The organism is Roseomonas alba (assembly GCF_019430885.1).
In the GTDB taxonomy this organism is placed as follows: domain Bacteria; phylum Pseudomonadota; class Alphaproteobacteria; order Acetobacterales; family Acetobacteraceae; genus Neoroseomonas; species Neoroseomonas alba.
The window spans coordinates 191,259-212,740 of sequence record NZ_JAHYBZ010000004.1 but is presented as its reverse complement, the minus strand read 5'-3'; the positions used below and the strand labels follow the sequence as shown (position 1 = coordinate 212,740).

The 21,482-nt window shown below is 68.1% G+C and carries 18 protein-coding genes; 11 read left to right on the top strand and 7 right to left on the bottom strand.

Annotated features, from left to right (window positions below):
• Nucleotides 1–50: 50 nt before the first annotated feature.
• From KPL78_RS12730 to KPL78_RS12720, 3 genes are all read left to right on the top strand, one after another.
• Nucleotides 51–629: a nucleoside 2-deoxyribosyltransferase gene (locus KPL78_RS12730; RefSeq protein WP_219763339.1), complete on the top strand. Its 579-nt coding sequence runs from the start codon at nt 51–53 to the stop codon at nt 627–629.
• A gap of 223 nt (nt 630–852) precedes the next feature.
• Nucleotides 853–2,277 carry a cysteine--tRNA ligase gene (gene cysS, locus KPL78_RS12725; protein WP_219763338.1) on the top strand — a complete coding sequence of 475 codons (1,425 nt, stop codon included), beginning with the start codon at nt 853–855 and terminating at the stop codon, nt 2,275–2,277.
• On the top strand, nt 2,274–3,104 hold the full coding sequence (locus tag KPL78_RS12720; protein WP_219763337.1) for an RNA methyltransferase: 831 nt from the start codon (nt 2,274–2,276) through the stop codon (nt 3,102–3,104). The genes cysS and KPL78_RS12720 overlap by 4 nt, the downstream gene beginning before the upstream one ends.
• 86 nt (nt 3,105–3,190) lie before the next feature.
• Here the strand turns inward: KPL78_RS12720 and KPL78_RS12715 are convergent, their stop codons facing one another.
• Complete coding sequence (locus KPL78_RS12715; RefSeq protein WP_219763336.1) at nt 3,191–5,281, bottom strand: tetratricopeptide repeat protein; 2,091 nt, start codon at nt 5,279–5,281, stop codon at nt 3,191–3,193.
• 329 nt (nt 5,282–5,610) lie between these two features.
• Here KPL78_RS12715 and KPL78_RS12710 point away from each other — a divergent pair, with 329 nt between their 5' ends.
• The 4 genes from KPL78_RS12710 (at nt 5,611) to KPL78_RS12695 (ending at nt 10,477) form a co-directional block, all read left to right on the top strand.
• Nucleotides 5,611–5,991: an HAD family hydrolase gene (locus tag KPL78_RS12710; RefSeq protein ID WP_219763335.1), complete on the top strand. Its 381-nt coding sequence runs from the start codon at nt 5,611–5,613 to the stop codon at nt 5,989–5,991.
• Nucleotides 5,988–7,604 carry an aminoglycoside phosphotransferase family protein gene (locus KPL78_RS12705; RefSeq protein ID WP_219763334.1) on the top strand — a complete coding sequence of 539 codons (1,617 nt, stop codon included), beginning with the start codon at nt 5,988–5,990 and terminating at the stop codon, nt 7,602–7,604. The genes KPL78_RS12710 and KPL78_RS12705 overlap by 4 nt, the downstream gene beginning before the upstream one ends.
• Nucleotides 7,601–8,335, top strand: coding sequence for a glycosyltransferase family 2 protein (locus tag KPL78_RS12700; RefSeq protein WP_219763333.1), 735 nt, complete (start codon nt 7,601–7,603; stop codon nt 8,333–8,335). The genes KPL78_RS12705 and KPL78_RS12700 overlap by 4 nt, the downstream gene beginning before the upstream one ends.
• Nucleotides 8,336–8,518: 183 nt before the next feature.
• Nucleotides 8,519–10,477: a tetratricopeptide repeat protein gene (locus tag KPL78_RS12695; protein WP_219763332.1), complete on the top strand. Its 1,959-nt coding sequence runs from the start codon at nt 8,519–8,521 to the stop codon at nt 10,475–10,477.
• A 348-nt stretch (nt 10,478–10,825) separates the two neighbouring features.
• On the opposite strand, the gene KPL78_RS12690 is transcribed toward KPL78_RS12695, so the two are convergent.
• The 3 genes from KPL78_RS12690 to KPL78_RS12680 all read right to left on the bottom strand — a co-directional run bounded on the left by KPL78_RS12690 (nt 10,826) and on the right by KPL78_RS12680 (nt 15,920).
• The gene (locus KPL78_RS12690; protein WP_219763331.1) at nt 10,826–14,284 is read right to left on the bottom strand and encodes a glycosyltransferase; all 3,459 of its coding nucleotides are present in this window, start codon (nt 14,282–14,284) and stop codon (nt 10,826–10,828) included.
• A 189-nt stretch (nt 14,285–14,473) separates the two neighbouring features.
• Complete coding sequence (locus KPL78_RS12685) at nt 14,474–15,277, bottom strand: sulfotransferase domain-containing protein (protein ID WP_219763330.1); 804 nt, start codon at nt 15,275–15,277, stop codon at nt 14,474–14,476.
• 286 nt (nt 15,278–15,563) lie between these two features.
• The gene (locus KPL78_RS12680) at nt 15,564–15,920 is read right to left on the bottom strand and encodes a hypothetical protein (protein ID WP_219763329.1); all 357 of its coding nucleotides are present in this window, start codon (nt 15,918–15,920) and stop codon (nt 15,564–15,566) included.
• 112 nt (nt 15,921–16,032) lie between these two features.
• Between KPL78_RS12680 and KPL78_RS12675 the strand changes: the two genes are divergently transcribed.
• The 3 genes from KPL78_RS12675 to KPL78_RS12665 all read left to right on the top strand — a co-directional run bounded on the left by KPL78_RS12675 (nt 16,033) and on the right by KPL78_RS12665 (nt 18,162).
• Nucleotides 16,033–17,106, top strand: coding sequence for a tartrate dehydrogenase (locus tag KPL78_RS12675; RefSeq protein ID WP_219763328.1), 1,074 nt, complete (start codon nt 16,033–16,035; stop codon nt 17,104–17,106).
• Between the two features lie 147 nt (nt 17,107–17,253).
• Complete coding sequence (locus KPL78_RS12670) at nt 17,254–17,493, top strand: hypothetical protein (RefSeq protein WP_219763327.1); 240 nt, start codon at nt 17,254–17,256, stop codon at nt 17,491–17,493.
• Between the two features lie 339 nt (nt 17,494–17,832).
• Entirely contained in the window at nt 17,833–18,162 is a 330-nt protein-coding gene (locus tag KPL78_RS12665) for a DUF1622 domain-containing protein (RefSeq protein ID WP_219763326.1), read from the top strand.
• Here the strand turns inward: KPL78_RS12665 and cuyB are convergent, their stop codons facing one another.
• Nucleotides 18,163–18,873, bottom strand: coding sequence for a cysteate racemase (gene cuyB / locus KPL78_RS12660; protein WP_219763325.1), 711 nt, complete (start codon nt 18,871–18,873; stop codon nt 18,163–18,165). It lies immediately after the preceding gene.
• Nucleotides 18,870–19,631: a sulfite exporter TauE/SafE family protein gene (locus KPL78_RS12655; protein WP_219763324.1), complete on the bottom strand. Its 762-nt coding sequence runs from the start codon at nt 19,629–19,631 to the stop codon at nt 18,870–18,872. The genes cuyB and KPL78_RS12655 overlap by 4 nt, the downstream gene beginning before the upstream one ends.
• Before the next feature lie 74 nt (nt 19,632–19,705).
• Here KPL78_RS12655 and KPL78_RS12650 point away from each other — a divergent pair, with 74 nt between their 5' ends.
• A complete protein-coding gene (locus KPL78_RS12650) occupies nt 19,706–20,536 on the top strand; it encodes a sulfite exporter TauE/SafE family protein (protein WP_219763323.1) in 831 nt (276 codons plus the stop codon).
• Here the strand turns inward: KPL78_RS12650 and KPL78_RS12645 are convergent.
• Nucleotides 20,529–21,383, bottom strand: a complete 855-nt coding sequence (locus KPL78_RS12645; RefSeq protein WP_219763322.1) for a CE1 family esterase — start codon at nt 21,381–21,383, stop codon at nt 20,529–20,531. The two genes, KPL78_RS12650 and KPL78_RS12645, sit on opposite strands and share 8 nt — an antisense overlap.
• Between the last annotated feature and the right edge of the window lie 99 nt (nt 21,384–21,482).

Sequence of the window (21,482 nt, the reverse complement as noted above, 5' to 3'; positions counted from 1 at the left end):
CGGGGGCGACGCCCAGGTGGCGCGGCAATGCCGGCATGCGATGATGGGCCATGCGTCCCATCGCCTACCTTGCCGGCCCTGATGTCTTCCTGCCCGACGCGCCCGCGCATGCGCGGCGCAAGGCCGAGATCTGCGCCCGCCACGGCCTGCACGCCCGGCCTCCCCTGAACGAGGACATCGCGACGCTGGCCGCGATGCCGGCGCAGGACGCCTGGCGGGCGATCTTCGCGAAGGACATGGCGATGATGGAGGCGAGCGACCTCGCCATCGTCAATCTCACGCCGTTCCGGGGCGCCTCGGCCGATGCGGGGACGCTGGTGGAACTCGGCTGGTTCCTGGGCCGCAACCGCCCTGTCTTCGCCTATTCGAACAGCGCCGAAGGCTTCGCAGCGCGCAGCGCCAGCCAGATCGAGGCCGTGCCGGACCCCGTGGCGGGGCTGACCGTGGGCGGCTTCGGCCTGCCCGACAACCTGATGATCGCGGGCGCCGTGGAGCAGACCGGCGGGCATCCGATCCTGCTGCCAGACCAGGGCAGCCTGCCCTTCGACTCGCTGGAATTGTTCGAACGCTGCGTGGTGATCGCGGCGGCCGCCATGGCGCGCCGCTGCAGCCGGCCTGACGGCGCATGAAACCTCGGGCGCCCGATGAGGCAGCCATGCCCAGGCTCCCGCCATGGACTGCCCCGGTTGTCCACCGTATTGGGTCCTTGAACCCCCGCCGGGTTCCGCGCCATAAGAACGCCATGTCCGTGTCCAGGCTCCGCGCGCGCGCGCTCTGTCGCTGAACCGCCCTCCCGGGGAATCTCCTTCCCTGCGCGCCTGCACGACGTCCCCTGATCTGCCGGACACCGCCATGACCGATCTTCTCATTCACGACAGCGCCGCGCGCACGAAACGCCGTTTCGTGCCGATCGATCCCAGCCATGTGCGGATGTATGTCTGCGGGCCGACGGTCTATGACCTTGCGCATCTGGGCAATGCACGGCCGGTCGTGGTGTTCGACGTGCTGGCGCGGCTGCTGCGGCGGCTCTACCCGAAGGTCACCTACGTCCGGAACATCACGGATGTGGACGACAAGATCAACGCGCGGTCGCGGGAATCCGGCGAGACCATTGGCGCTATCACCGCCCGCACCACGGAAGACTTCCATCGCGACATGGCCGCGCTGAACGCGCTGCCGCCCGACGTGGAACCGCGCGCGACCGGCCATATCCATGAGATGATCGCGCTGATCGAGCGCCTGATCGCGAACGGCCACGCCTATGCCGCGGATGGGCATGTGCTGTTCTCCGTCCCGTCCTTCGCCGACTACGGCAAGCTGTCGGGCCGCACGCCGGATGAACTGCTCGCCGGCGCGCGCGTCGATGTCGCGCCCTACAAGCGCGATGCGGGCGACTTCGTGCTGTGGAAGCCCTCCGACGACGCCACGCCGGGCTGGGACAGCCCCTGGGGCCGCGGGCGTCCGGGCTGGCACATCGAATGCTCGGCGATGTCGTGGAAGCATCTCGGCGAGGAATTCGACATCCATGGCGGCGGGCACGACCTGATCTTCCCGCATCATGAGAACGAGGTCGCGCAATCCGTCTGCGCCTTCCCCGGGCATCACTTCGCGCACTACTGGATGCACAACGGCATGCTGCTCGTCGACGGCGAGAAGATGTCGAAGTCGCTCGGCAATTTCCGCACGGTGCGCGACATCCTCGCCGAGGGCCCCTGGGCCGGCGAGGCCTTCCGCCTGCTGCTGCTGCGCACGCATTACCGCCAGGCGCTGGACTTCACCGTCGAGGCGCTGCGCGAGGCCAAGGCGGAACTTGACGACCACTACGCCATGCTGTCGCGCGCGCCGGCTGCGCCGGGCGGCCCTGCGGTGGAGCAGCTTGCGGGCTGGGCCATCGCGCCGCTGCTCGACGATCTGAACACCCCGCTCGCACTCGCGCGCCTGCGAGACCTGCGCACGCTGGAGAACGCGGTGACCGTCGGCGGTTCCCCTGCCGTCGCGATGGAACGCGCGGGACTGACGACGCCGCCCGCGCCGGGCGTGGCCGCCACGGCCTTCCGTGAGGTTGCTTCCGTTCTGGGCGTCGCGACGGGCGATCCCTCCGTCTGGCTCCAGGGCGATGCCGGGGAGGCCGGCGCGGTCGAGGCCGCAATCGCGGCCCGCCTCGCGGCCCGCAAGGACCGCAACTGGGCCGAGGCCGACCGCATCCGCGACGAGCTGAAGGCCCAGGGCATCCTGCTCGAGGACGGTCCCGGCGGCACCACCTGGCGCCGCGCATGACCGGCGGCCGCAAGGACGGCCGCGCGCGACTGACGCGGCCGGAGGGCGCAACACCGGTCGTCGTCCTTGTCCGGCCGCAGATGGCGCGCAACATCGGCACCACGGCGCGCGCCATGGCCAATGGCGGATTATACGACCTGCGCATCGTCGCCCCGCGCGACGGCTGGCCGCAGGCGGACGCCTATCCGGCGGCGTCGGGCGCGGACGTCATCCTGGATGACGCGCAGGTCTTCGACACGGTGGAGGCGGCGGTCGCCGACTGCCATCGAGTCTTCGCGACCTGCCCGCGTCCGCGCCACATTGTCATCCCTGTGCGCACTGCGCGCGCCGCGGCCGAGGACCTGCGCGAGATCGCTTCCCGCGGTCTGCGGTCCGCGGTGCTGTTCGGCCCCGAACGCGCGGGGCTGGAGAATGAGGACATGGCCTGCGCCGATACCCTCGTGCGCTATCCGCTCAACCCGGAGCACATGTCGCTCAATCTTGCCCAGGCGGTGATGATCCTCGCCTATGAATGGTGGACGGCTGCCGAGGTCACCCCGCCACGCGCGCTGATGACCAACGAGACGCGCGTAGCCACCAAGGGTGAACTCGAGATGTTCCTGAACCGGCTGGTCGGCGAACTCGACGCCACCGGTTTCCTCGACAATCTCGAAAAGCGCCCCGGCATGGTGCGCAACCTGCGCCACTGGTTCCAGCGCGGGGAAGTGACGGAACAGGAATTGCGCACCCTGCATGGCGTCGTCACAGAGCTCTCGCGCGGTCGCATGCGGCGCGGGCGGCCGGATGTGGCAGCACCCTGGACGGAGCCCGGCGCGGACGGCATCTGACCGGCACCGGTCAGGCGCGCGACGAGGTTTGCCGCGTCGACCGGCTGGAACCGCTCGCGACCCTCCGACGATCGGCGGCCCACCTGTCAGCGGAAGTTGGCACTGCTCCACCACGGCGACGGGTCCGGCGCCGCCACACGGTTCGCCGCGCTGCCCGTCACGAGACGCATCCCGGCTGCCACCGTGGGGTCCGCCGCCAGTGACGAGGCCGTGATCCGCGCCAGCAGCCCGGGCCCGCTGCGGAGCCACCGGATGTCCTCGTCGCCGCGCGCCATCGCCTCGATCACCGATGCCGCGGCCTTCATCACGATCGGGTGCCCCGGCGCGGCCCCCAGCAGGGTGAAGCCCGGTGCGCCCCACAGCTCCTGGGCCGCACAAAAGGTCGCATCGCCGATGCCGAGGCTCTCGAACGGCGCGTCGGCCCACGCGCCCGGGGGCACCGTCCAGCCACCGCATTCCGCGAGCCAGACGAGTTGCAGCAGGTCCACGCGCACCGCCCTGTCCCGCGCGCGGCGCCACGCCATGCGTGCGGCGCTGCCATGCCGTGATTCCAGGAAGCTCAGCGCCGCGCCCGCGTTCATGGGCACGATCTCGATGCCCGGATTGACCGCGGTCCACCGTGCCACGGCGGCACTTGCATCCGGCGCGTCCTGCGGAAGAAGCCAGAGCAGCCGCCGCGGGATCGTCATTGGCGCCGTGCTCGGCAGCACATCCAGGGCGCCGGCCTGGCGTAGCGAGATGAGCAGCCACAGCGCAGCCGCGGTCGACTCCGGCAGATCGCGGACCAGGGCCAGCAGCGGCGGCAGGCGTATCGCGGGCGGCAGCCCGAGCAAGGGCCGCAGGCCGGAGCAGCCGTCGCGGTCGAGCCGGAACTCGGCAGCGATCTGCCCGGTCTGCGTCTGGCTCGGGTTGGTCCCTCGGCGCTGTTTGCGCCGCAGTTCCACCTCCGCCTGCGCCTGGCGGCGCAGCCAGTCACGCGCGGCCGCGCCATCGAGGCGAAGTGCCGCGAGGCGCGCCTGTCCGTCCATCGCGGTGCCGTCCGTGGGCATTGCGGCAAGGGCGCGGTCATAGGCGGTCGCAGCCGCCGCGAAGTCGAAATCGATCTCGGCCGAGAGGCCGGCGGCGCGCGCCGCAGCGGCGACCTCCGCCGGCACTGTCGGATGGGCTTCGGCAAGGCAGGCGCCGCGCTCGACCGCATCGCCGATCCGGGCTTCCAGCCTCCACCACGCCTCCCAACGCGCGAAGCGGCCTTCACCAGGTGTCGTCGCGGCTCTGCGCAGAAGCGGCCGCGCCTCGGTCGCGCGCCCGCGGCGCTGTAGCCACGCGGCACGTTGTACGGCGAGCGCCGGCGGCATGCCCAGGCGGGCTTCCGCCTGGACCAGCGCGGCTCCAGCTGCGTCGATCTCCTCGCGCCGCAGCAGGCAGTGGATCAGCCCGGCATGGGCGGCCAGCAGATCCGGGTCGAGGGCGACGGCGCGGCGGAAGCTCTCCAGCGCCCCGTCCATGTCACCGAGCGTCAGTGCCACATGCCCGCGCTGCAGCGCCGCGGCGGGGCTGTCCGGAGCGCGGGCCTGGGCTTCGTCGAGCCACGCGGCCGCACCCGCAGGGTCACCCGCGGCGATCGCTGCGCGCGCCAGGGCGAGAAGCGGGCCGGGATCGGTAGGATCGGCCTCGGCAGCACGCTGAAGGGCCGCCTGCTCGGTGCTGGTCTCCTCTGCCGCACGCGCCGCGAGCGCCAGGGCCATCCAGGCGGCGGTGGAGCCTGGCAGGCATTCCGTGGCGGCATGGGCGGCTTCCAGCGCACGCTGCAACCGGCCCGCCTGGCGCGCCAGGTTGGCGACGTTGATCAGTGCGGGGCCCGGTTCGGCAGCATGCCGTGCCGCGACTTCGTAGTGGTCGAGCGCTTCCTCATGCCGGCCCAGGGCGCGCGCGACGACGGCCGCTTCCATGCGGATGGCGGGGTGGTCGGCATTCTCGGCGAGCAGGGTGCCGGCCGCGGCTGCGGCTTCCTGCACCCGGCCGGCCTGGACCAGTGCTCCCGTACGTTCGATGCGCGCGGCGAGGTGCTGCGGTGCCAGCGCGAGAGTGCGATCGAAGAGGGCGACAGCCTCCTCGAAACGCCGCTGCCGTCGCGCACTGCGCGCGGCGGCCAGCAGGGTTGCGGTATCATCGGTCATAGAGCCGCAGGTTATCCGGCGTTCCGAGTCACGGTCGTATCCAAACCGGTGGGATGGATCGGGTGCGGTCCCCTTCCCGCGGTGATCGTGGCCGGCAGCCGTCGGCGAGGCGGGGGCCAATCCGGGCGCCGTCCTTGCGATGGCATGTGACATGCATGCGGGGCGTCATGGATGCGGTGGAAGAAGGGATGGCCGATGCACGGTATGGAGGAGAAGCGGTCGGGGGGTTCACGCGCAGTTTCATGTCCCTGCCCCTTGAAGCGGGAATAGCTTCGCTTTACCAAACACGAGAGAGTTTTCCGCGACAGGTTCGAGGATAAAGCGCCAATATGCGACGCCTGATCATGGATCTGGACGGGACGATCGCCCGAAGCGACCCCACTCTCGCCTATCCCGAACTCGAGCCGATCCACGACGTCGTAGAGCAGATGCGCCGATACAAGGCTGATGGCTTCACGATTGTGATCCACACCGCGCGCAACATGCGGACGTTTGAAGGGCAGGTCGGACGAATCAACGTCGTGACTTTGCCGATCATCCTCGATTGGCTGCGCAAGCATGAGATCCCCTTCGACGAGGTCCATGTCGGCAAGCCCTGGTGCGGCACCGATGGCTTCTATGTCGATGACCGGGCGCTGCGGCCCGACGAGTTCGTGCGCATGAGTCCGACCGAGATCCAGGCCCTGTTCGGCGAAGCGGGGGGGCAATGAGAGGGCAGGCCGGCTATTGGCTGGTCACCTCGGGGGCCTATGTCGGGGGCGAGCTCGCGGCGGAATTCGGCCATCTGCCTCCGGCCTTCCTGCCGGTCGGCACGGCGCGCCTCTACGAATACCAGCTCACGCGGCTGGCCATCGGCCGCCCCCTCTATCTGACCGTGCCCGAGGGCTACACGCCGCCGGCGGAGGACCGCCGCCGGCTCGAGGAGCTGGACGCGACGCTCATCCATGTCCCGGTCGGCCTGACACTGGGCGAATCCGTCATCTACGCGCTGAACATGATCAGCCGTCCGGACCAGCCGGTGCGCATCCTCCACGGCGATACGCTGTTCGACGCGATCGACCCGGCGCTGCTCGACGTCATCGCCCTCTCGCATGCGACGGATGGCTATGGCTGGGCCGTGGCCTCCGTCGCGTCCGGGCGTGTCCTGCGCCTCGATTCGACGCCGCCGGGCGGCTCGCTGTCCGCCGAGAGGCCGGTGGCGACGGGCTATTTCTCCTTTGCCAGCAGCGCCACGCTGGTGCGCAGCCTGACGCGGGCGGGCGGCGATTTCATCGGCGGCATCAATCTCTATGCCGAGCAGCGGTCCGTGGCACCGCTCGATGCGCCGGGCTGGCTGGATTTCGGCAACCTCCAGACCTTCTTCCGGTCCCGCCGCACCGTCACGACAGCGCGCAGCTTCAACTCCCTGCGCGTCGACGGCCGCACGGTTCGCAAATCCAGCGACGACACCGCGAAGATGGAGGCAGAGGCCGCCTGGCTGCGCGACATCCCGACGCCGCTGCGGGTCTTCTCCGCGCGCCTGATCGACAGCGGCGAGGTGGATGGGCGCGCCTTCTACGAAACCGAATATCACCACGTGCCGACGCTTTCGGAGCTCTTCGTCTTCGGCACGCCCGGCCATCTGGTCTGGTCGCAGGTCCTGCGATCCTGCGAGGAGTTCCTCACCCTCTGCGCGCGCCATCGGGGGCCGGGGCAGGGGGCTGCGCTGCTGCAGCGCCTGGCGGTGGACAAGACGGCAGAGCGGCTCGAGACCTTCGCCGCCGCGACCGGCTTCGACATCCGTCATCCGCTGAGCTTCGGCGGGCGGCCCTTTCCGTCGCTCCTCGGCATCGCCGAGGAATTGTCCGACGTACTGCGCGGCGCGGCCGAGCGGCCAAGCTGCGTGATGCATGGCGATTTCTGCTTCAGCAACATCCTCTATGATTCGCGCGCCCGCCGCATCCGCGTCATCGATCCGCGTGGCTACATCGCCGCCGGGGAGCCGGGCCTCTATGGCGATCTGCGCTACGATCTCGCCAAGCTCGCGCACTCCATCCTCGGCCGCTACGACCAGATCGTGGCCGGGCGGTACAGCATGTCGGCGACCGACGGCTACCGGTTGTCCCTGACGCTCGAACAGACGCCGCAGCAGGCCTGGCTGCAATCCGCGCTGGCAGAGGTGACGGTGGACGGCGTCGGGGCGACCTCGACCGAGGTGCAGGCGATCATGGTGGGCCTGTTCCTGTCCATGCTGCCACTGCATGCGGATCGTCCGGACCGGCAGCGGGCCTTCATGGCCAATGCGCTGCGGCTGTTCGGCGCCATGCACAGGGTGCTGGCATGATCGTCATTCCCATGGCGGGGCTGAGCCGCCGCTTCACCGAGGCCGGCTACCAGCTTCCGAAATACATGCTGCCGCTGCATGGACGTTCGGTCTTCGCGCACGCGGTGGGAAGCTTCGCGGCGTATTTCGACAGCCATCCCTTTCTGTTCATCGCGCGCGACGTCGCCGGCACCGGCGACTTCCTGGCGGCGGAGGCGCGGGCGCTCGGCATCCGCGATGCGCGCGTCGCCATGCTTGACGCGCCGACGGCGGGGCAGGCGGAGACGGTGGAACTTGGCCTGGCCACGGCGGGGGTGGCAGGGGAGACGCCCGTCACGATCTTCAACATCGACACCTTCCGTCCTGGCTTCACCTTCCCGGCCGGTGCCTGGTGGGCGGGGTCGGATGGCTATCTCGAAGTGTTTCGCGGCGCGGGGGCGAACTGGTCCTATGTGCGGCCGGCGCCGGGGGAGGAGCCGCTGGCGGTCGAGACCGCCGAGAAGCGGCCGATCTCCGACCTGTGCTGCACGGGGCTGTATCATTTCCGGCGCGCGGGGGATTTCCTGGATGCGCTGGCAGCGGAGCGGGCAGCGCCGAGCGCGCCGGAACTCTATGTCGCGCCGATCTACAATCATCTGATCCGGCAGGGGCGCCGCATCCACTACGAGGTGGTGCCGTCGGAGGCCGTGGTGTTCTGCGGGGTGCCGGCAGAGTACGAGGCGCTGGAAGCCGAACCTGTCGGACCAGGCTAGGCGCGTGCCAGCCTCCAGAAGGGTCCATGCTACAAGGGGGATGCTGCGGCCTCTCGACTCACGCCCTGGCACTTCATGGTGTGCTGGGACTGTGACCCATCTGCCGCGGCCGTCATGCCGGACAGATGCGTGCAGAATCCAAGTGTACCTGATTCAAACCATGATTCTGATGGGCATTGAAATATGACGGTTACCCCGGTGAGGCGGCTGGAAGCGCTCTGGTTTGATGGTGACGATGCCGGTGTGGAAAACGCCATGGCGGAAACGAGGCAGGCGGCGAGCGCCGATCCGATTCAGGCGACTGCCTTCGCCCGAGTCCTGCTGGGTATGGGCCGCATGAGCGACTGCCTCGCCTTTCTTCACGAGGCGAGCTCGAATTTTCCGAACTCATCCGAACTGGCGGAGGCTCAGATTGATGCCTCCATGCGGCTCGGCGATGTCGACACTGCTATGGGGGCTTTTCACAGCGCCCAACGGCGCGGCCTTCTGGCAAGGACACCGATGTTGCTCCGCGTGATGCATGCGGCCGTCATGGTGGGCCGTATCCCCGAAATGGAGCGACTGGTCAGCGATAGCCATGCATCGCCTTTTCTTGCCGACGCCAAGGCAATACTGTCGCGAGAGCGGATAATTTTCGACCATTTCGAGGAACGGAGGCTGCGGGAGCGAGGTGATGCTCCACCAACGCACGGGGATCTGATCGCGGCGCTGTCAGCCAAGGATGTTCCTTATACCGCACATCTGAAGGCTGCGGCGGCGCGCTCCGACACGATCACCGAAGAGGAACTGGTCCGGATTGTACCGGTGGTAGCGCCAATCGGCAACGTGGTGGGACTTCGTTGCTTCGCCTGCTGGCGACTGCTTCGACGATTTCCCACGAGCCATTGGGCAAAGATGCTTCAGGCAATCCACGTTCACCTATATTGGGGCGATGCCTACGGGGCAAGAGCATTGCTGGATGATGTTCTGCTGGCGCCGGATGCGGACCTTAAGCCTGGTATCGCGGACATGGCTCTGCGCTTGGCAACGAGTTGCGCAATGTTTGGTGCCCTGGAGGAATGTCGCGTTGCCGGCATCACGGGACGGCTCTGGCCTCTGCTGCATCGCAAGGACTTCACCATGCTCGCGGCGGGCTTCGCCGCCCGTAGAGCGTCGATGAAGCCGCGTCGCTCTGCATCGCGGGATACGGGGAAGCGTCCTCGCGTGGCTGTCTGCATATCCGGCCAGTTACGCAGCTTCCGCACAACATGGCCGATCACGCGCGCAACGCTGAAGGAATTTGATGCGACCGTCTTCGTCGTGACCTGGAACAAGACTGGGGCGGGTTTTGGGACCACCGATACGATTCAGCGCAAGTTGCCGGTATCCCTGCGCGGTCGCCTCCCAGCCGCATTGCAGATGCAGGCTTTATTTGCATCGCGTTACCCGCAAACATTTAGCTTGTTCAACGAGTCGGATACGATAACGGCCGAGGAATGCTCGGCGTTCTTTGAAACGCCGCATGTCTACGTGCGCGACGAGGATGATTTCGAGGAAACCTATTCAAGAATCCCAGGGCTCACCTGGCAGAAGTCGCTCAACCAGGCGAAGATGTTTGCGGGAATACATACTGCTGTTGCGATGAAGGAGCGCTACGAGGCCGAGAACAACATGCGCTTCGACGTAGTGTTGCGGATGCGCCCCGACATGGCACTGCGCAGGCTCTCCCTGCGGGATCTCAATATCTGCACCGAGGCGCACACCGTGATGAGCACCCACATCCGCATTGTCGCGGTTGGCGATGCCTTCCTGATCATGTCGCCGGAAGTCGCCAATATCGTGGGCGGCATGTGGCCTGAGATCGAGCGCATGCAGCGCTTTTCGACAGTTCCGGGCGCATCGGGCGACGCTGCAGAGTCCGCTCTCGGCGAGACGCTGTGCTGGAACGGGATCCGAGTCCTGAGGATGCGCGGGTCGATGGTCGGGCCGCTGGAATCCGTCACCGTTCCCTCCGATGAGATCTGGCGGGTATTCCGTGCCGATGTGGCGGCCCTATCGGATTGCGATCGCGACGACCTGACGCTGGCCTCGACGATCCACGAGGACGCTGGTTTCGGCCCCATCGGCGACATCGACGCATTGCGCCGGCTGGCGGCCGGTTGAGCCTTCCCGGCAGCCGGCCGACAGGAACCCTCCGGGCGCCGCGGATCGTGGGTGGGACATGTCTGTCGACCTTGCCGATGGCCGCATCGGCGGATCCTGAAAGCCCGATCAACTCCGCCGGTTGACGATGCGTGCCAAAGGGGCGGGATAGCTTCGGATTGTCTTCGCCACGCAGCCTGCGGCCTCCGCCATCCTGAGGCGCGAGAGGTCGCTGCCGTCTCGGGCCTGCCGGCCAGTCCCCGGTGCCTTGTTCGCGACGCGCTCGGCGAGCGGGAACGCCGAATGCTTGCGGCCTCCTGACGGAGGACGCGCGGCGCCTGTCGCGTTCGGCCGCGCGGTGCGCCGCCTTCAGTCGCGGTTCGCCGCGGCAAAGATGTCCACGTAGAGGCCCTGCGGCAGGATCGAGCCGAGCAGCAGGGCCCAGACGCGCCATTCCTCGCGGTAGTTGCGGTCGAACATGATGTCCCAGGGCTTGGGCTTGTCGAGGAAGTGCAGCACCGCGCCATCCTCGATGTAGCCGTTCCGTTCCCGGCTGGGACGGAGGAAGAAGTTGTAGCGCTGCGGCAGCGGTCGTGCCGCGCCCTGGAAGACGATGTTGAGCGCGCACTGGTCATGGAAGACCAGCCGCTCCGGCTCCTCCTCGGAGATGCGGATCGCCTCGTCGATGCGGGCACCGATCTCGGGTGCGTCCATGCGCAGCAGCAGGACGCCTGAATTGAAATAGCGGAGCGGATCCAGGTTGTTGCGAGCGGCGGCGTTGATCACCTCGATCGAGTAGTCCTCGATCGCCGCGGAGATCAGGTCATCACCGATGTCGAGTGCGAACAGGCCGGACAGGTCCGCGCGGCAGATCGTGTCCGTGTCCATGTAGACGGCGCGGCTGTAGCTGTGGCGATCCAGCAGCCAGCGCGCCGCATAGAGTCGGAAATAGGCGGCGCGGGACAGGTTCGAGCCGCCGGCGAAGAAGCCGTACTCGACACGATGCTCAATGCCCTCCGACATGAACTCCGCTTCGGGCACCAGCTCCACGGCGCGATTGAAGCGCGCGGCGACCATGGCGACCGACCCGTACCAGTGGCGCGGCACGTCGCGGTCGAGGAAGACGAAGACGCGCCCGCCGGCCTGCGGCGCCTGGCCGAAGAAGGAACAGAGGAAAGTCAGGAGCGAGAGGAAGTAGCGCTGGTTGGTGCAGAGGAACATGCATTGTTCGTCCTCCGCATCCTCCTCCCCGCCCGAGGAGAGCACCCAGTTGCTGCGGTAGCGGGAGCTGCGGCGGCTGCCTTCGAGGGTCTGCGGGCGAGGGCTCAGCGCCTTGGCGCTGTGCACGATCGCAAGATCCTCCTGGACCAGCGTGATGAAGGCGTCGAGGCCCGCTTCGCTGGCAACCTCGGCCTTGCCGTGCATGTCGAGCACGGCCTGGTGCAGCCCCTTCTTGCGGACCACGCGCATCGCCATGTGGCCGGCGCCGCTGAAATCGAAACCCCTGGCGACGTGATCGACCAGGATCTGCGCCGCATCCTCCCAGCGCTTCAGCTCGCTGAGCAGCCGCAGGATGGTGAGGCTCTCCCACTTGTTGAGCGGCGTGCCCTGGAAGTTCTCGCTGTAGATGCGCTCCGCGCCGTCGGGATTGTCCGCGTAGCAATAGTATTCGAGCTTGCGCAGCAAGGTCTCGCGGTCGCGCGCGAAGGGTGTCGCCTCGATCGATTCGAACAGGGCGCCAAGCTCGTCCCAGGACTGGCTCTGCAGCAGGAAGTGGATCCGCGCCTGAACGACGCTGCGGTCGTTGAAGCCGCGTGACTCGATCAGGCTGTTGAGCCGGCGCATGATCCGGTGCTGCTGCGCCATCGGCAGCTGGCCCGGAACGCTCATGAGGAACATCGCCTCGGCAAGTTGCCAACTCGGCAGCCCCTCGGCGCGGGGATCGTCGAGGAGCTGATCCACCTGGGTCGCATCGACCTGCCGCACGGCGAGGCGGAAGCGCGCGCCGAACAATGTCGGTGCAGCGTCCTCCGGCCAAGTGGAGGAACGCGAGGCCGCCTCGGTGAGCTGCCCCGCTTCCATCAGGCAATGCAGCACCACGGCTTCGGCCTGCGCGTCGATGGCCGGGAAGACCGGGATGGAGGTGAGGATCGCAGTGGCCCGCGCGCGGTCGCCGCGCAGCAGGTGAAAGCGCGTCACCGCGACCGCAGCCCACGGATTGCCGGCGCCACGCCCGCGCCGTTCGAATTCCTCGACCAGCGGGGCGGCGGCAACGGCATCCCGCGCGTCGACGGAGCGTTCGATCAGGCGCAGCAGCGCGAGTTCATCGTGCCAGCCGCGCGCATGAAGCAGGCGGTAGATGCGCAGCGCATCCTCCTGCCGGCGCGCGGTGAAGGCGCCATGGGCGACCGTCAGGAGCGGCTTCGCCGCGCCGGCGGCAGCGCCGGACGGTGTGTCGGTGAGATAGGCCACGGCCGCGGCGATGGCCCCATCGGTATCCCCGGCGCGATGGCGTTCCAGCGCGGGCAGGGTCACTTCCTCCGCGCGGACGGTCTCGCCGGCGGGCGGCGCGACCTTGGCGGCCGGCGGGGTGCCGTCCACCGGACTGGCCTCGGCAACGGGCGGCGAGGACTCGGTCGCGGCAGCGGCGTCAGGCGGCGTTTCGGGGCCTGCTGCGACCGGCTCCGCGGTGGCCTCTGCGGGCGGCGGCTCCTCCGCTGGCTTCTTCTCGGAGGGAGGCGAGGGCGCCTTCGGCATCGAAGCCGGCGCTGATGCTGTCGGTTTGGCGGGCGCCGCCGCGTCTCTCTTTGCCTCGTTCCGAAGGGCGTGCAGGAAGAGCAATGCGCCGGCGGGCAGGCTCGGCGGTCGCTTTCCCTTCGGTTCGAAGAGCGTGGAGGCGGTCAGGCCGGCAGGGAACCCCTGAGTGACGAAATGCTCGTAGAGGTCGGCCACATCCTGCGCGCCGCTGACCCGGCCATAGTGGTCGCGGTCGAACCACTCATTGGGGGCATGCGCGTCCCGGTGCGCCAGGTAGTGGGCGAGCGCGGCCGATCCAGGCAACTCGCCGTGAACACTGCGATACCAACGCGCGTCGAAATGCGGGCCCGGTGCGGCGGCCGGCCCGTTCCCCTGCCGAATGAAGTGCAGCAGCGCTCCCTCGGCCGAGGGCAGGCCGGCGGCGCGTGCGTAGAAGGCCGGGTCGAAGTAGAAGTTGGGCCGCCGTCCTGCCGCCTCCCCCTGGCGGAGGTAGTCGAGGATCGGGGGCAGCCCTGGTACCAGCTGCGAGGCATGGCGCGTCTCGTACCAGGCGCTATCGAACAGGCCCGAATCCTGGATCTCGAGGTAGTCGTTGAGTTCACGGTAGCGCGGCTGGCGATCGCCGTTCGGGAAGGCGGTGCGCAGCCGATGCGCCTGCCCGACGAGCACGGTGTGGCGCCAGAACGGCAGAAGCTGACCGGTTTCGAGCAGATAGACCTCGAGCGGCGTCTCCGGCGCTTCACCGGCCAAGTCTTCAAGCGCGGCGGCATCGAAGCGGCTCCAGCCGATCATGAAGCCGCATTCCGTGCGGTGCCCCACGACCTCGTCGATGTCGGGGCGGGCGAGCATGGCGTGGCCCCTGGCAAGCTCGCGCTCGCCGGCCCGCACGCCGAGTGCCAGCGGGCGGCCGGGGGCGGCGAGTTCCATGACCCAGCCACAGATCCCTGCTTCCTCGCGGAGGTAGTCCACCGCCCCGGCAAAGCGTTCGCCTGGGGAGGGATAGTTCAGGATGGTCGCCTTGGGGGGCAGAGACGCGGGGGCGACCACGACATCGTCGATAGGCAGGTTCATGCGCGCCGGGAACGACCGATCGCGGCCGCCCTTCTGTGACCTTCGTCTGCCCGTCGCTGATCAGTTCCCACGTCCCGACCTCCATGACTCACAGAACCAGTGCACTAAGCGGGCTGCCCGCCCCTGAACAACTAACGGTTTATGAAAATTCGTGTGCGCTGCAACCCCTGGTAAGCGGTCCGGGCTCATTCACCGCGCGTAGCCGAAGCGGTCCAATTGTTCTGCGAAGATCTCATTCAGCTTGGCGATGGCTTCCGGGTCGAGCTTGTCCAGATGGTCACCCGGGCGCACCCGGCGGACGAACTTCTGCGGATCCTCCTCGGTAGGCATGACGTCCGCCCAGCCGAGGATCTGGTCGAGCTGGAGATCGCTGACCTGCCACTGGAAGTGATCGCAGATGTCTCGCAAGAAGGTGCGCTTGTCCATGATCGCTTCCTCGTAACGGAACAGCCGCAGTCCCGGCATGTCGAGGAAAGCGTCGTAGCCGGCGATCGTGCGCAGCAGGAACGGCGCCCGGCGCATCACGTATTCGGTCACGGAATCGCGCAGCGCGCGGGAGCGAAGCGCGAGCATCTGATCTCGCATCTCGCCCGCGCCCGGAACCTTGTGCGCGTAGGCGTTCGAGAAATACTCGCTGACCAGCGCGTCCCGCGGATCGCGCACGAGCAGGATCTTCAGGCTGTGCGACACGAGTGGATGCGTGACGATGCCGAGTGGCGCATCGCGGAATCCGCCATAGACATTGCCTCCGCACAGCAGGTCGCCCAGCCCTGCGTCGTGCTGCCAGGACGCGACGCGCACACCGGATTCGAAGAGCTTCCCGGGGACATCGACGAACTGGAGTGCGTTCAGTTTCGCGAGCGCCGTCACCATCGAGTTCATGATCGAGCTGCCGGATTTCCGGATGCCCAGCACGAAAAACAGTGGCTTCGTCGGATCGTCCTGGATGGCAAACTCGACGCCGGCGAACGTCATCGTCTTCGTGGTGGGCATGCTTGCACTCTCCATGACCATGAAATCAGCAGGGGGTTCCTACGCGCTCCGTGCCGGGCTGAACAGGTGGACCGGCGGCAGCGGCAGGCACGCTGTTTTCCCCGCGCCGGCGCCTGACGCAAGCAAATGCAATGCCATGTCACGAGGGTTTCAAGCGCCGCGCGACGGCCGTCCGTCACGACGTGGCAGCTCTCGTGAATTTCGCATGAAACCTGCGTTTCCGGTGGGGTAATTCACATCGCGACCGATCCGGGCGCGCGATGGAACCCGCGCGCTTCGTGGTTGCCTACGGCACTTCCGCGATGGCGAACCGCGCCCGGCCTTCGTTCTCGAGAAGCTGGCGGCGAGCGTCGACCTGCCGCTGGATCGAATCGCGATCGGACCGCGCATGGCGATACCGCCGGCACGATGCGTTCCATTCGGCCGCGGCGGCGTTGAAAGCCTGGACCTGGCCTTGCTTGGCGGTGCGCATGTCAGCCCGCGCGGCCTCGATGCGGATGTCGTTGAACATGCACCAGCGCAGTTCAGCGCGACTGAGGCTTCGATTGCCGTCATGTTCGGGCGGCTTGGTCTCGGTGAAATCCTCCTCGCAGGCAGCGAGGCCGAGAAGAAGGCCGAGAACGGCTGCGGCGTGGCGGGGCATGGCGGGACTCCCTTCGCGGCGAGCATGGCGGAAGGGATGGGTCGCGCGCGGTGACCTTGCGCTCTCTCCGCGGCCTTCTACGGTGCGCGGCGAGAGATTGAGGAGGCGCCCCATGGCAAGCCGCAAGCACCGCATCGCCGTCATTCCCGGCGATGGCATCGGCAAGGAGACGACGCCCGAGGGGCTGCGCGTGCTGGATGCCGCGGCGCGGCGCTTCGGCTTCGAACTGGAGCTGACCCAGTACGACTGGTCCTGCGAGACCTACACGCAGACCGGCAAGATGATGCCGGATGACGGGATGGATCGGCTGAAGGATAGCGATTCGATTTTCCTGGGTGCGGTGGGCTGGCCGGGGGTGCCGGACCATGTGTCGCTGTGGGGCCTGCTGATCCCGATCCGCCGGCAGTTCGACCAGTATGTCAGCCTGCGGCCGTGCAAGCTGCTGCCGGGATCGAAGTCGCCGCTCGCCAATCGCGGGCCGGAGGACATCGACTTCTATGTCGTCCGGGAGAATACCGAGGGCGAGTATTCCTCCATCGGCGGGAAGATGTTTCCCGGAACGGACCGCGAGTTCGTGTCCCAGCAGACAGTGCTGACGCGCATCGGCTGCGACCGCATCATGAAATACGCCTTCGAGCTGGCGATGACCCGCAAGCGGAAGAAGGTGACGAGCGCGACCAAGTCGAACGGCATCACCTTCACCATGCCCTATTGGGATGAGCGCTTCGCCGAGATGGCGAAGAACTACCCCGAGGTGACGACGGACCAGTTCCATATCGACATCCTCTGCGCCCATTTCGTCCAGCATCCGGACTGGTTCGACGTGGTGGTGGGGTCGAACCTGTTCGGGGACATCCTGAGCGATCTTGGCCCGGCGGTGGCGGGGTCGATCGGCATCGCGGCGTCCGCCAACATCAACCCGGAGAAGACCTTCCCGTCGATGTTCGAGCCGGTGCACGGCTCGGCCCCGGACATCGCGGGCAAGTTCATCGCGAATCCGATCGGGCAGATCTGGTCCGGAGCGATGATGCTGGAGCATCTGGGCGAGAAGGATGCGGCGGACTGCATCGTCCAGACCATCGAGAAGCTGCTTGCCGAGGGCGGGCCGCGCACCCGCGACATGGGCGGTCAGGCCGGCACGCTGGATGTGGGCAAGGCCATCGCCGAGGCTGTGGCGGCCGGCTGACGGCAAAGGGGGCGCTTCACAAGGTGACATGTGAGGCGCCCGCCGCTTGAACGGCAGGGATGCTGACGCTAGTCTATGTCAGCACTTGAGAACGATTCTCGACTGCAATTGCGAATGACTCTCAACTACCGCCGCGAGGAGTAGCTCATGGGCCGGGATTTCAGCCACATCGCGCGACGCTGCGAACGCGCCGTGGTCACGGCCTATCGGGAACTGCGCGAGCAGGGCAATGGCGACATGCCGGCCTTCCGGGCCTGCACGGCGCTGTATCGCATCCACCATCCGGAATCCTCGGTGAACGAGGCGCAGCGCCTGGTTGCCGAGTGGATCGACCATCACATCATCCGCCAGGACACCGGCCCGACCGACGGCTGCGACTGTCCGTAAGAACCGCCGCAGGCGGTTCTTACGGGGTCTTTGTGCGTCCCTCAGCCGGTGGGCGGGCCGCATCCGCGGCCCTGTGCTGATGCGCGAGGGAACGCTGTCGGTCTGCGCGCGGTCGCGCCCTGCGCTCCCGGATCGCGGCAAGGCCGCGATCCGAGTCTTTGGTTGAGCCCTCAGGCGGCGGGCGCCGCGCATCCGCGCGGCTTGCCTTCGCACCCTGCACTGGTGCGCCGGGGCGTGCTGTCGGTCCGGGCGCAGTCGCGCTTCGTGCTCCCGGCCCGATGCAGGGCATCGGGCCGATAGGCGGGCGACACGGATGTCGGGCCGTGATACCGGCGGCGAATGCACGACCTGATCCTTGGCATCACCGAATGGGCCGCCATCGCCGTTGAGGCGGCAGCGGTGCTGGTCGTGTCCCTCGCCGTCATCCAGGCCGTGCTGGGCTTCCTGCGCGCCTTTTTCGGGCACGCGAATGACATCCGCAGCGATGCGGTCCGGCTGCACCTCGCGCGCTGGCTGATGCTGGCGCTGGAATTCGCCCTCGCCGCCGATATCCTGCGCACCGCCATCGCCCCGGGCTGGGACGAGATCGGCAAGCTCGCCGCCATCGCGGCGCTGCGCACCGTGCTGAACTTCTTCCTCCAGCGGGAGATGGAGCAGGCGCGCGCCTGACTACCCCGCCGGCTTCGCCCAGGCGATGGACGCCCGCGCCAGCGCATCGATTGTGTCCGCGACCGGGAAGGGCAGGGCAGGGCCCGCCGCAATGCCGAGCGGGATCTCCGTGCAGCCCAGCACGACCGCCCGCGCCCCGCGTTCCACCAGCCGGCGCGCGATCTCCGCCAGCGGGGCGTAGGAGTCGGCGACGCGATTCGCCTTCACCAGCTCGATCGCCGGCATGACGAGGCGCGCCATTTCCTCCTCCGCCGGCACCAGGCACTCATAGCCGCGCGCCGCAAGCCGCCCCTGGTACAGCTTCATCGCCAGCGTGCCCGAGGTCGCCATCAGCCCCACCGTGCCGTTGGTGATACCGAGGCGCAGCAGCTCATCCGCCGCCGCCTCGACGATGTGCAGGATGGGCAGGGAGGTCGCTTCCTGCATCGCCTCGAACCAGCCATGGGCGGTGTTGCAGGGAATGGCAATGGCGCCGCAGCCGGCGGCCTCCAGCCCCGCAATGCCGCGCAGCAGCCAGGGCAGCGGGTCCTCGCCGCCGGCGAGCCGCGCCGCGGTGCGGTCCGGCACGCGCGGGTCGGACCACAGGATGGACGGGATGTGGTCCTGGTCGCGCTCCGCCGGTGTCAGCAGAGTCAGCCGCTGCATGAAGGTCGCCCCCGCGAGCGGCCCCATGCCGCCGAGAACACCCAGCACCCGAGCGGATCCACTCATGCGAAGACCCCATCCCATGTCAGCTTCACGCCGGTGATCAGCAGCAGCGCGTAGAGCAACTTGTAGAACAGTGCATCTGGCACGTGCTTCTGCAGCCAGATGCCGAGATAGACACCCACCGGCGCCAGCGGCAGCAGCACCAGGCTGGTCGCAAGGTTGGCCGCGGAGAGATTCCCCAGCAGCGCATAGGGGATCAGCTTCACGTAGTTCACGATGCCGAAGAAGACGACCGAGGTCGCCGCCATCACCTGTCGGTCGAGCCGCCGCGGATACATGTAGATGGCCAGCGGCGGGGACCCTGCATGCGCGATGGTGCTGGTGAAGCCCGACGCCGCCGCGCAGATCGACCCCTTCACCGGGTCGTGCGGCGCGGCCGGCGGCGGCACCGCATGCCGCTGCAGCCACAGCGTGCGCGCCAGGAAGGCCAGCGTCGTCAGCCCGACTATCGCCTTGATCGCGCGGTCGGAGAACAGGTGGAAGGCGACGCCGCCGACCAGGATGCCGACCAGCGCCCCGGGCACCAGCACCCGCATCTCCCGCTTGTCCCAGCGGCCCCACCAGGCCTTCAACCCTGACACGTCCATGGCGCAGAGCAGCGGCAGCGCGATGCCGGCCGCCATCGGCGCCGGCACGGTCAGCGCCATCAGCGGCACCAGGAGATTGCCCGCGCCGCCGGCGAATCCGCCCTTGCTGATGCCGGTGATCAGCACGGCCGGGATGGCGAGCAGGTAGAACCAGGGATCGGTCAGGAAGGGCAAGGCGGGGTGACGCTGCTGGGGCCAGCGTGTATGCCACGGGAAGCGCTTCCCGCCCATCCCGGACCTTCCCCGACATGGAACATCTCAACGACCCGCTCTGGCTTCTCGGGATGGCTGTCGCCATGGCGGCGACGGGTCTCGTCTCGGGCACGCTCGCCGGGCTTCTCGGGGTCGGCGGCGGCATTGTCATCGTGCCGCTGCTGTTCAACGTTTTCCCGCTGTTTGGCATCCCCGAGGCGATCCAGATGAAGCTGGCGGTGGCGACCTCGCTCGCCACCATTGTCCCGACCTCGATCCAGTCGGCGCGCAAGCACCATGCGAAGGGGGCGATGGATGTCGGGCTGATCCGGTCCATCTGGCCGGCGATGCTGGTCGGCGTCGCGCTCGGTACCGCGCTTGCCGTCTATGTCCATGGCGATGGGCTGACCGCGGTCTTCGCGGTGGTCGCTCTGCTCGTGGCACTGAACATGGGGCTGACGGGCGTCGACTCTAAGATCACCGACAGCGTGCCCACCGGTGCGGGGCGGCAGGCGATCGGCCTCGGCATCGGTGGCGTCAGCGCCATGATGGGCATCGGCGGCGGGACGCTCGGCGTGCCGATCCTGTCGCTGTGCGGCGTGCCGATCCGCTCCGCCGTCGCGACGTCATCGGCCTTCGGGCTGATCATTTCCATACCGGCGACGATCGGCTTCATCTGGGGCGGCTGGGGCGATCCGCTGCTGCCGCCCTTCTCGCTGGGCTATGTGAACCTGATCGGCTTCGCGCTGATCGTGCCCAGTTCGCTGATCGCCACGCCCTGGGGCGTGCACCTGGCGCACACCATCCCGCCGATCTGGCTGAAGCGGGCCTTCGGCGCCTTCCTGTTGATCACCAGCCTGCGGATGTTCTGGAAGCTCTTCACCTGAGGGTTTCGAAGAACCGCCAGATCTCCCGCGTCGCATCCGGGTGCGGCGCGCCGCCCGGCCCGCCGGGCCAGCCGTGGTTGCCGCCCGGGATGGTCCACAGCACCGCTTCCGCTCCGCCGCAGGCGAAGCGCACGGGCTGAGTGCCGGAGACCGGTTCCAGCGGTTCGGGCTGCGCGCGGCAATTGGGGCCTGACCCCAGCGAGCGGGCGAAGTCGCGCACCGGCATCATCAGCCGCCGCCCCTCGATGGGCAGCATCGTATCCGCCGTGCCGTTGAACAGGATGGCCGGCGCGTGGGGCGCATTGCGGCACGGCGCGACATAGCCGCCCGAGACCAGCCCCACCCCCGCCACGAGGTCCGGCGCGAAGCACCCGAGTGCCGCGGCCATCATGGCCCCGTTCGACATGCCGACGGCAAAGATGCGCCGGCGATCGACCGGGGCGCGGCGGGTGATGTCCGCGACGACGGCGCGTGCGAAGGCGATTTCCGTGCGCGGGTCGCGCAGGACGCGCCACATCCCGTCCGCGCCATTGGGATAGGCGATGATGAGGCCATGCTCCTCGCCGAGCGTCGTGAAGCGTGACAGCCGCTCCACCTGCGCGCCCTGGCCGCCGAGTCCGTGGAAGACCAGGATCAGCGGCCGATCCCCTGTACTGACGCGCGGCAGATGCAGCAGGTAGCTGCGTGTCGCGCCGTCGAATTCGATCTCGAGGCGCTGGGTGCCGGGCAGGGGAGCGATCTGCTGGGGCGCAGCCTGGCGTCGTGGGACAGGGTCACGCGGACGCTCCCGCGCCACGGTCGGAAGGGAAGCAAGAAGCACAGCGAACAGAACGGCAAGACGCAGCAAAGCAGGACTCCGGGACGGCTGTAGGCGGAGAGGCGCAGAATGCCACCGGGAGGTCGGGGTGCGTGCGACGAAGCGCAACAGGGTAAAGCCTCCGAAGGC

Bases quoted from the DNA above. Each gene is read 5' to 3' on its own strand.
- KPL78_RS12710 (WP_219763335.1), top strand. From the start codon at position 5,611: ATGCGACGCCTGATCATGGATCTGGACGGGACGATCGCCCGAAGCGAC.
- KPL78_RS12685 (WP_219763330.1), bottom strand. From the start codon at position 15,277: ATGCCCACCACGAAGACGATGACGTTCGCCGGCGTCGAGTTTGCCATC.
- KPL78_RS12700 (WP_219763333.1), top strand. From the start codon at position 7,601: ATGATCGTCATTCCCATGGCGGGGCTGAGCCGCCGCTTCACCGAGGCC.
- KPL78_RS12670 (WP_219763327.1), top strand. From the start codon at position 17,254: ATGGGCCGGGATTTCAGCCACATCGCGCGACGCTGCGAACGCGCCGTG.
- KPL78_RS12720 (WP_219763337.1), top strand. From the start codon at position 2,274: ATGACCGGCGGCCGCAAGGACGGCCGCGCGCGACTGACGCGGCCGGAG.
- KPL78_RS12690 (WP_219763331.1), bottom strand. From the start codon at position 14,284: ATGAACCTGCCTATCGACGATGTCGTGGTCGCCCCCGCGTCTCTGCCC.
- KPL78_RS12665 (WP_219763326.1), top strand. From the start codon at position 17,833: ATGCACGACCTGATCCTTGGCATCACCGAATGGGCCGCCATCGCCGTT.
- KPL78_RS12680 (WP_219763329.1), bottom strand. From the start codon at position 15,920: ATGCCCCGCCACGCCGCAGCCGTTCTCGGCCTTCTTCTCGGCCTCGCT.
- KPL78_RS12695 (WP_219763332.1), top strand. From the start codon at position 8,519: ATGACGGTTACCCCGGTGAGGCGGCTGGAAGCGCTCTGGTTTGATGGT.
- KPL78_RS12715 (WP_219763336.1), bottom strand. From the start codon at position 5,281: ATGACCGATGATACCGCAACCCTGCTGGCCGCCGCGCGCAGTGCGCGA.
- cysS (WP_219763338.1), top strand. From the start codon at position 853: ATGACCGATCTTCTCATTCACGACAGCGCCGCGCGCACGAAACGCCGT.
- KPL78_RS12650 (WP_219763323.1), top strand. From the start codon at position 19,706: ATGGAACATCTCAACGACCCGCTCTGGCTTCTCGGGATGGCTGTCGCC.
- KPL78_RS12675 (WP_219763328.1), top strand. From the start codon at position 16,033: ATGGCAAGCCGCAAGCACCGCATCGCCGTCATTCCCGGCGATGGCATC.
- cuyB (WP_219763325.1), bottom strand. From the start codon at position 18,873: ATGAGTGGATCCGCTCGGGTGCTGGGTGTTCTCGGCGGCATGGGGCCG.
- KPL78_RS12730 (WP_219763339.1), top strand. From the start codon at position 51: ATGCGTCCCATCGCCTACCTTGCCGGCCCTGATGTCTTCCTGCCCGAC.
- KPL78_RS12705 (WP_219763334.1), top strand. From the start codon at position 5,988: ATGAGAGGGCAGGCCGGCTATTGGCTGGTCACCTCGGGGGCCTATGTC.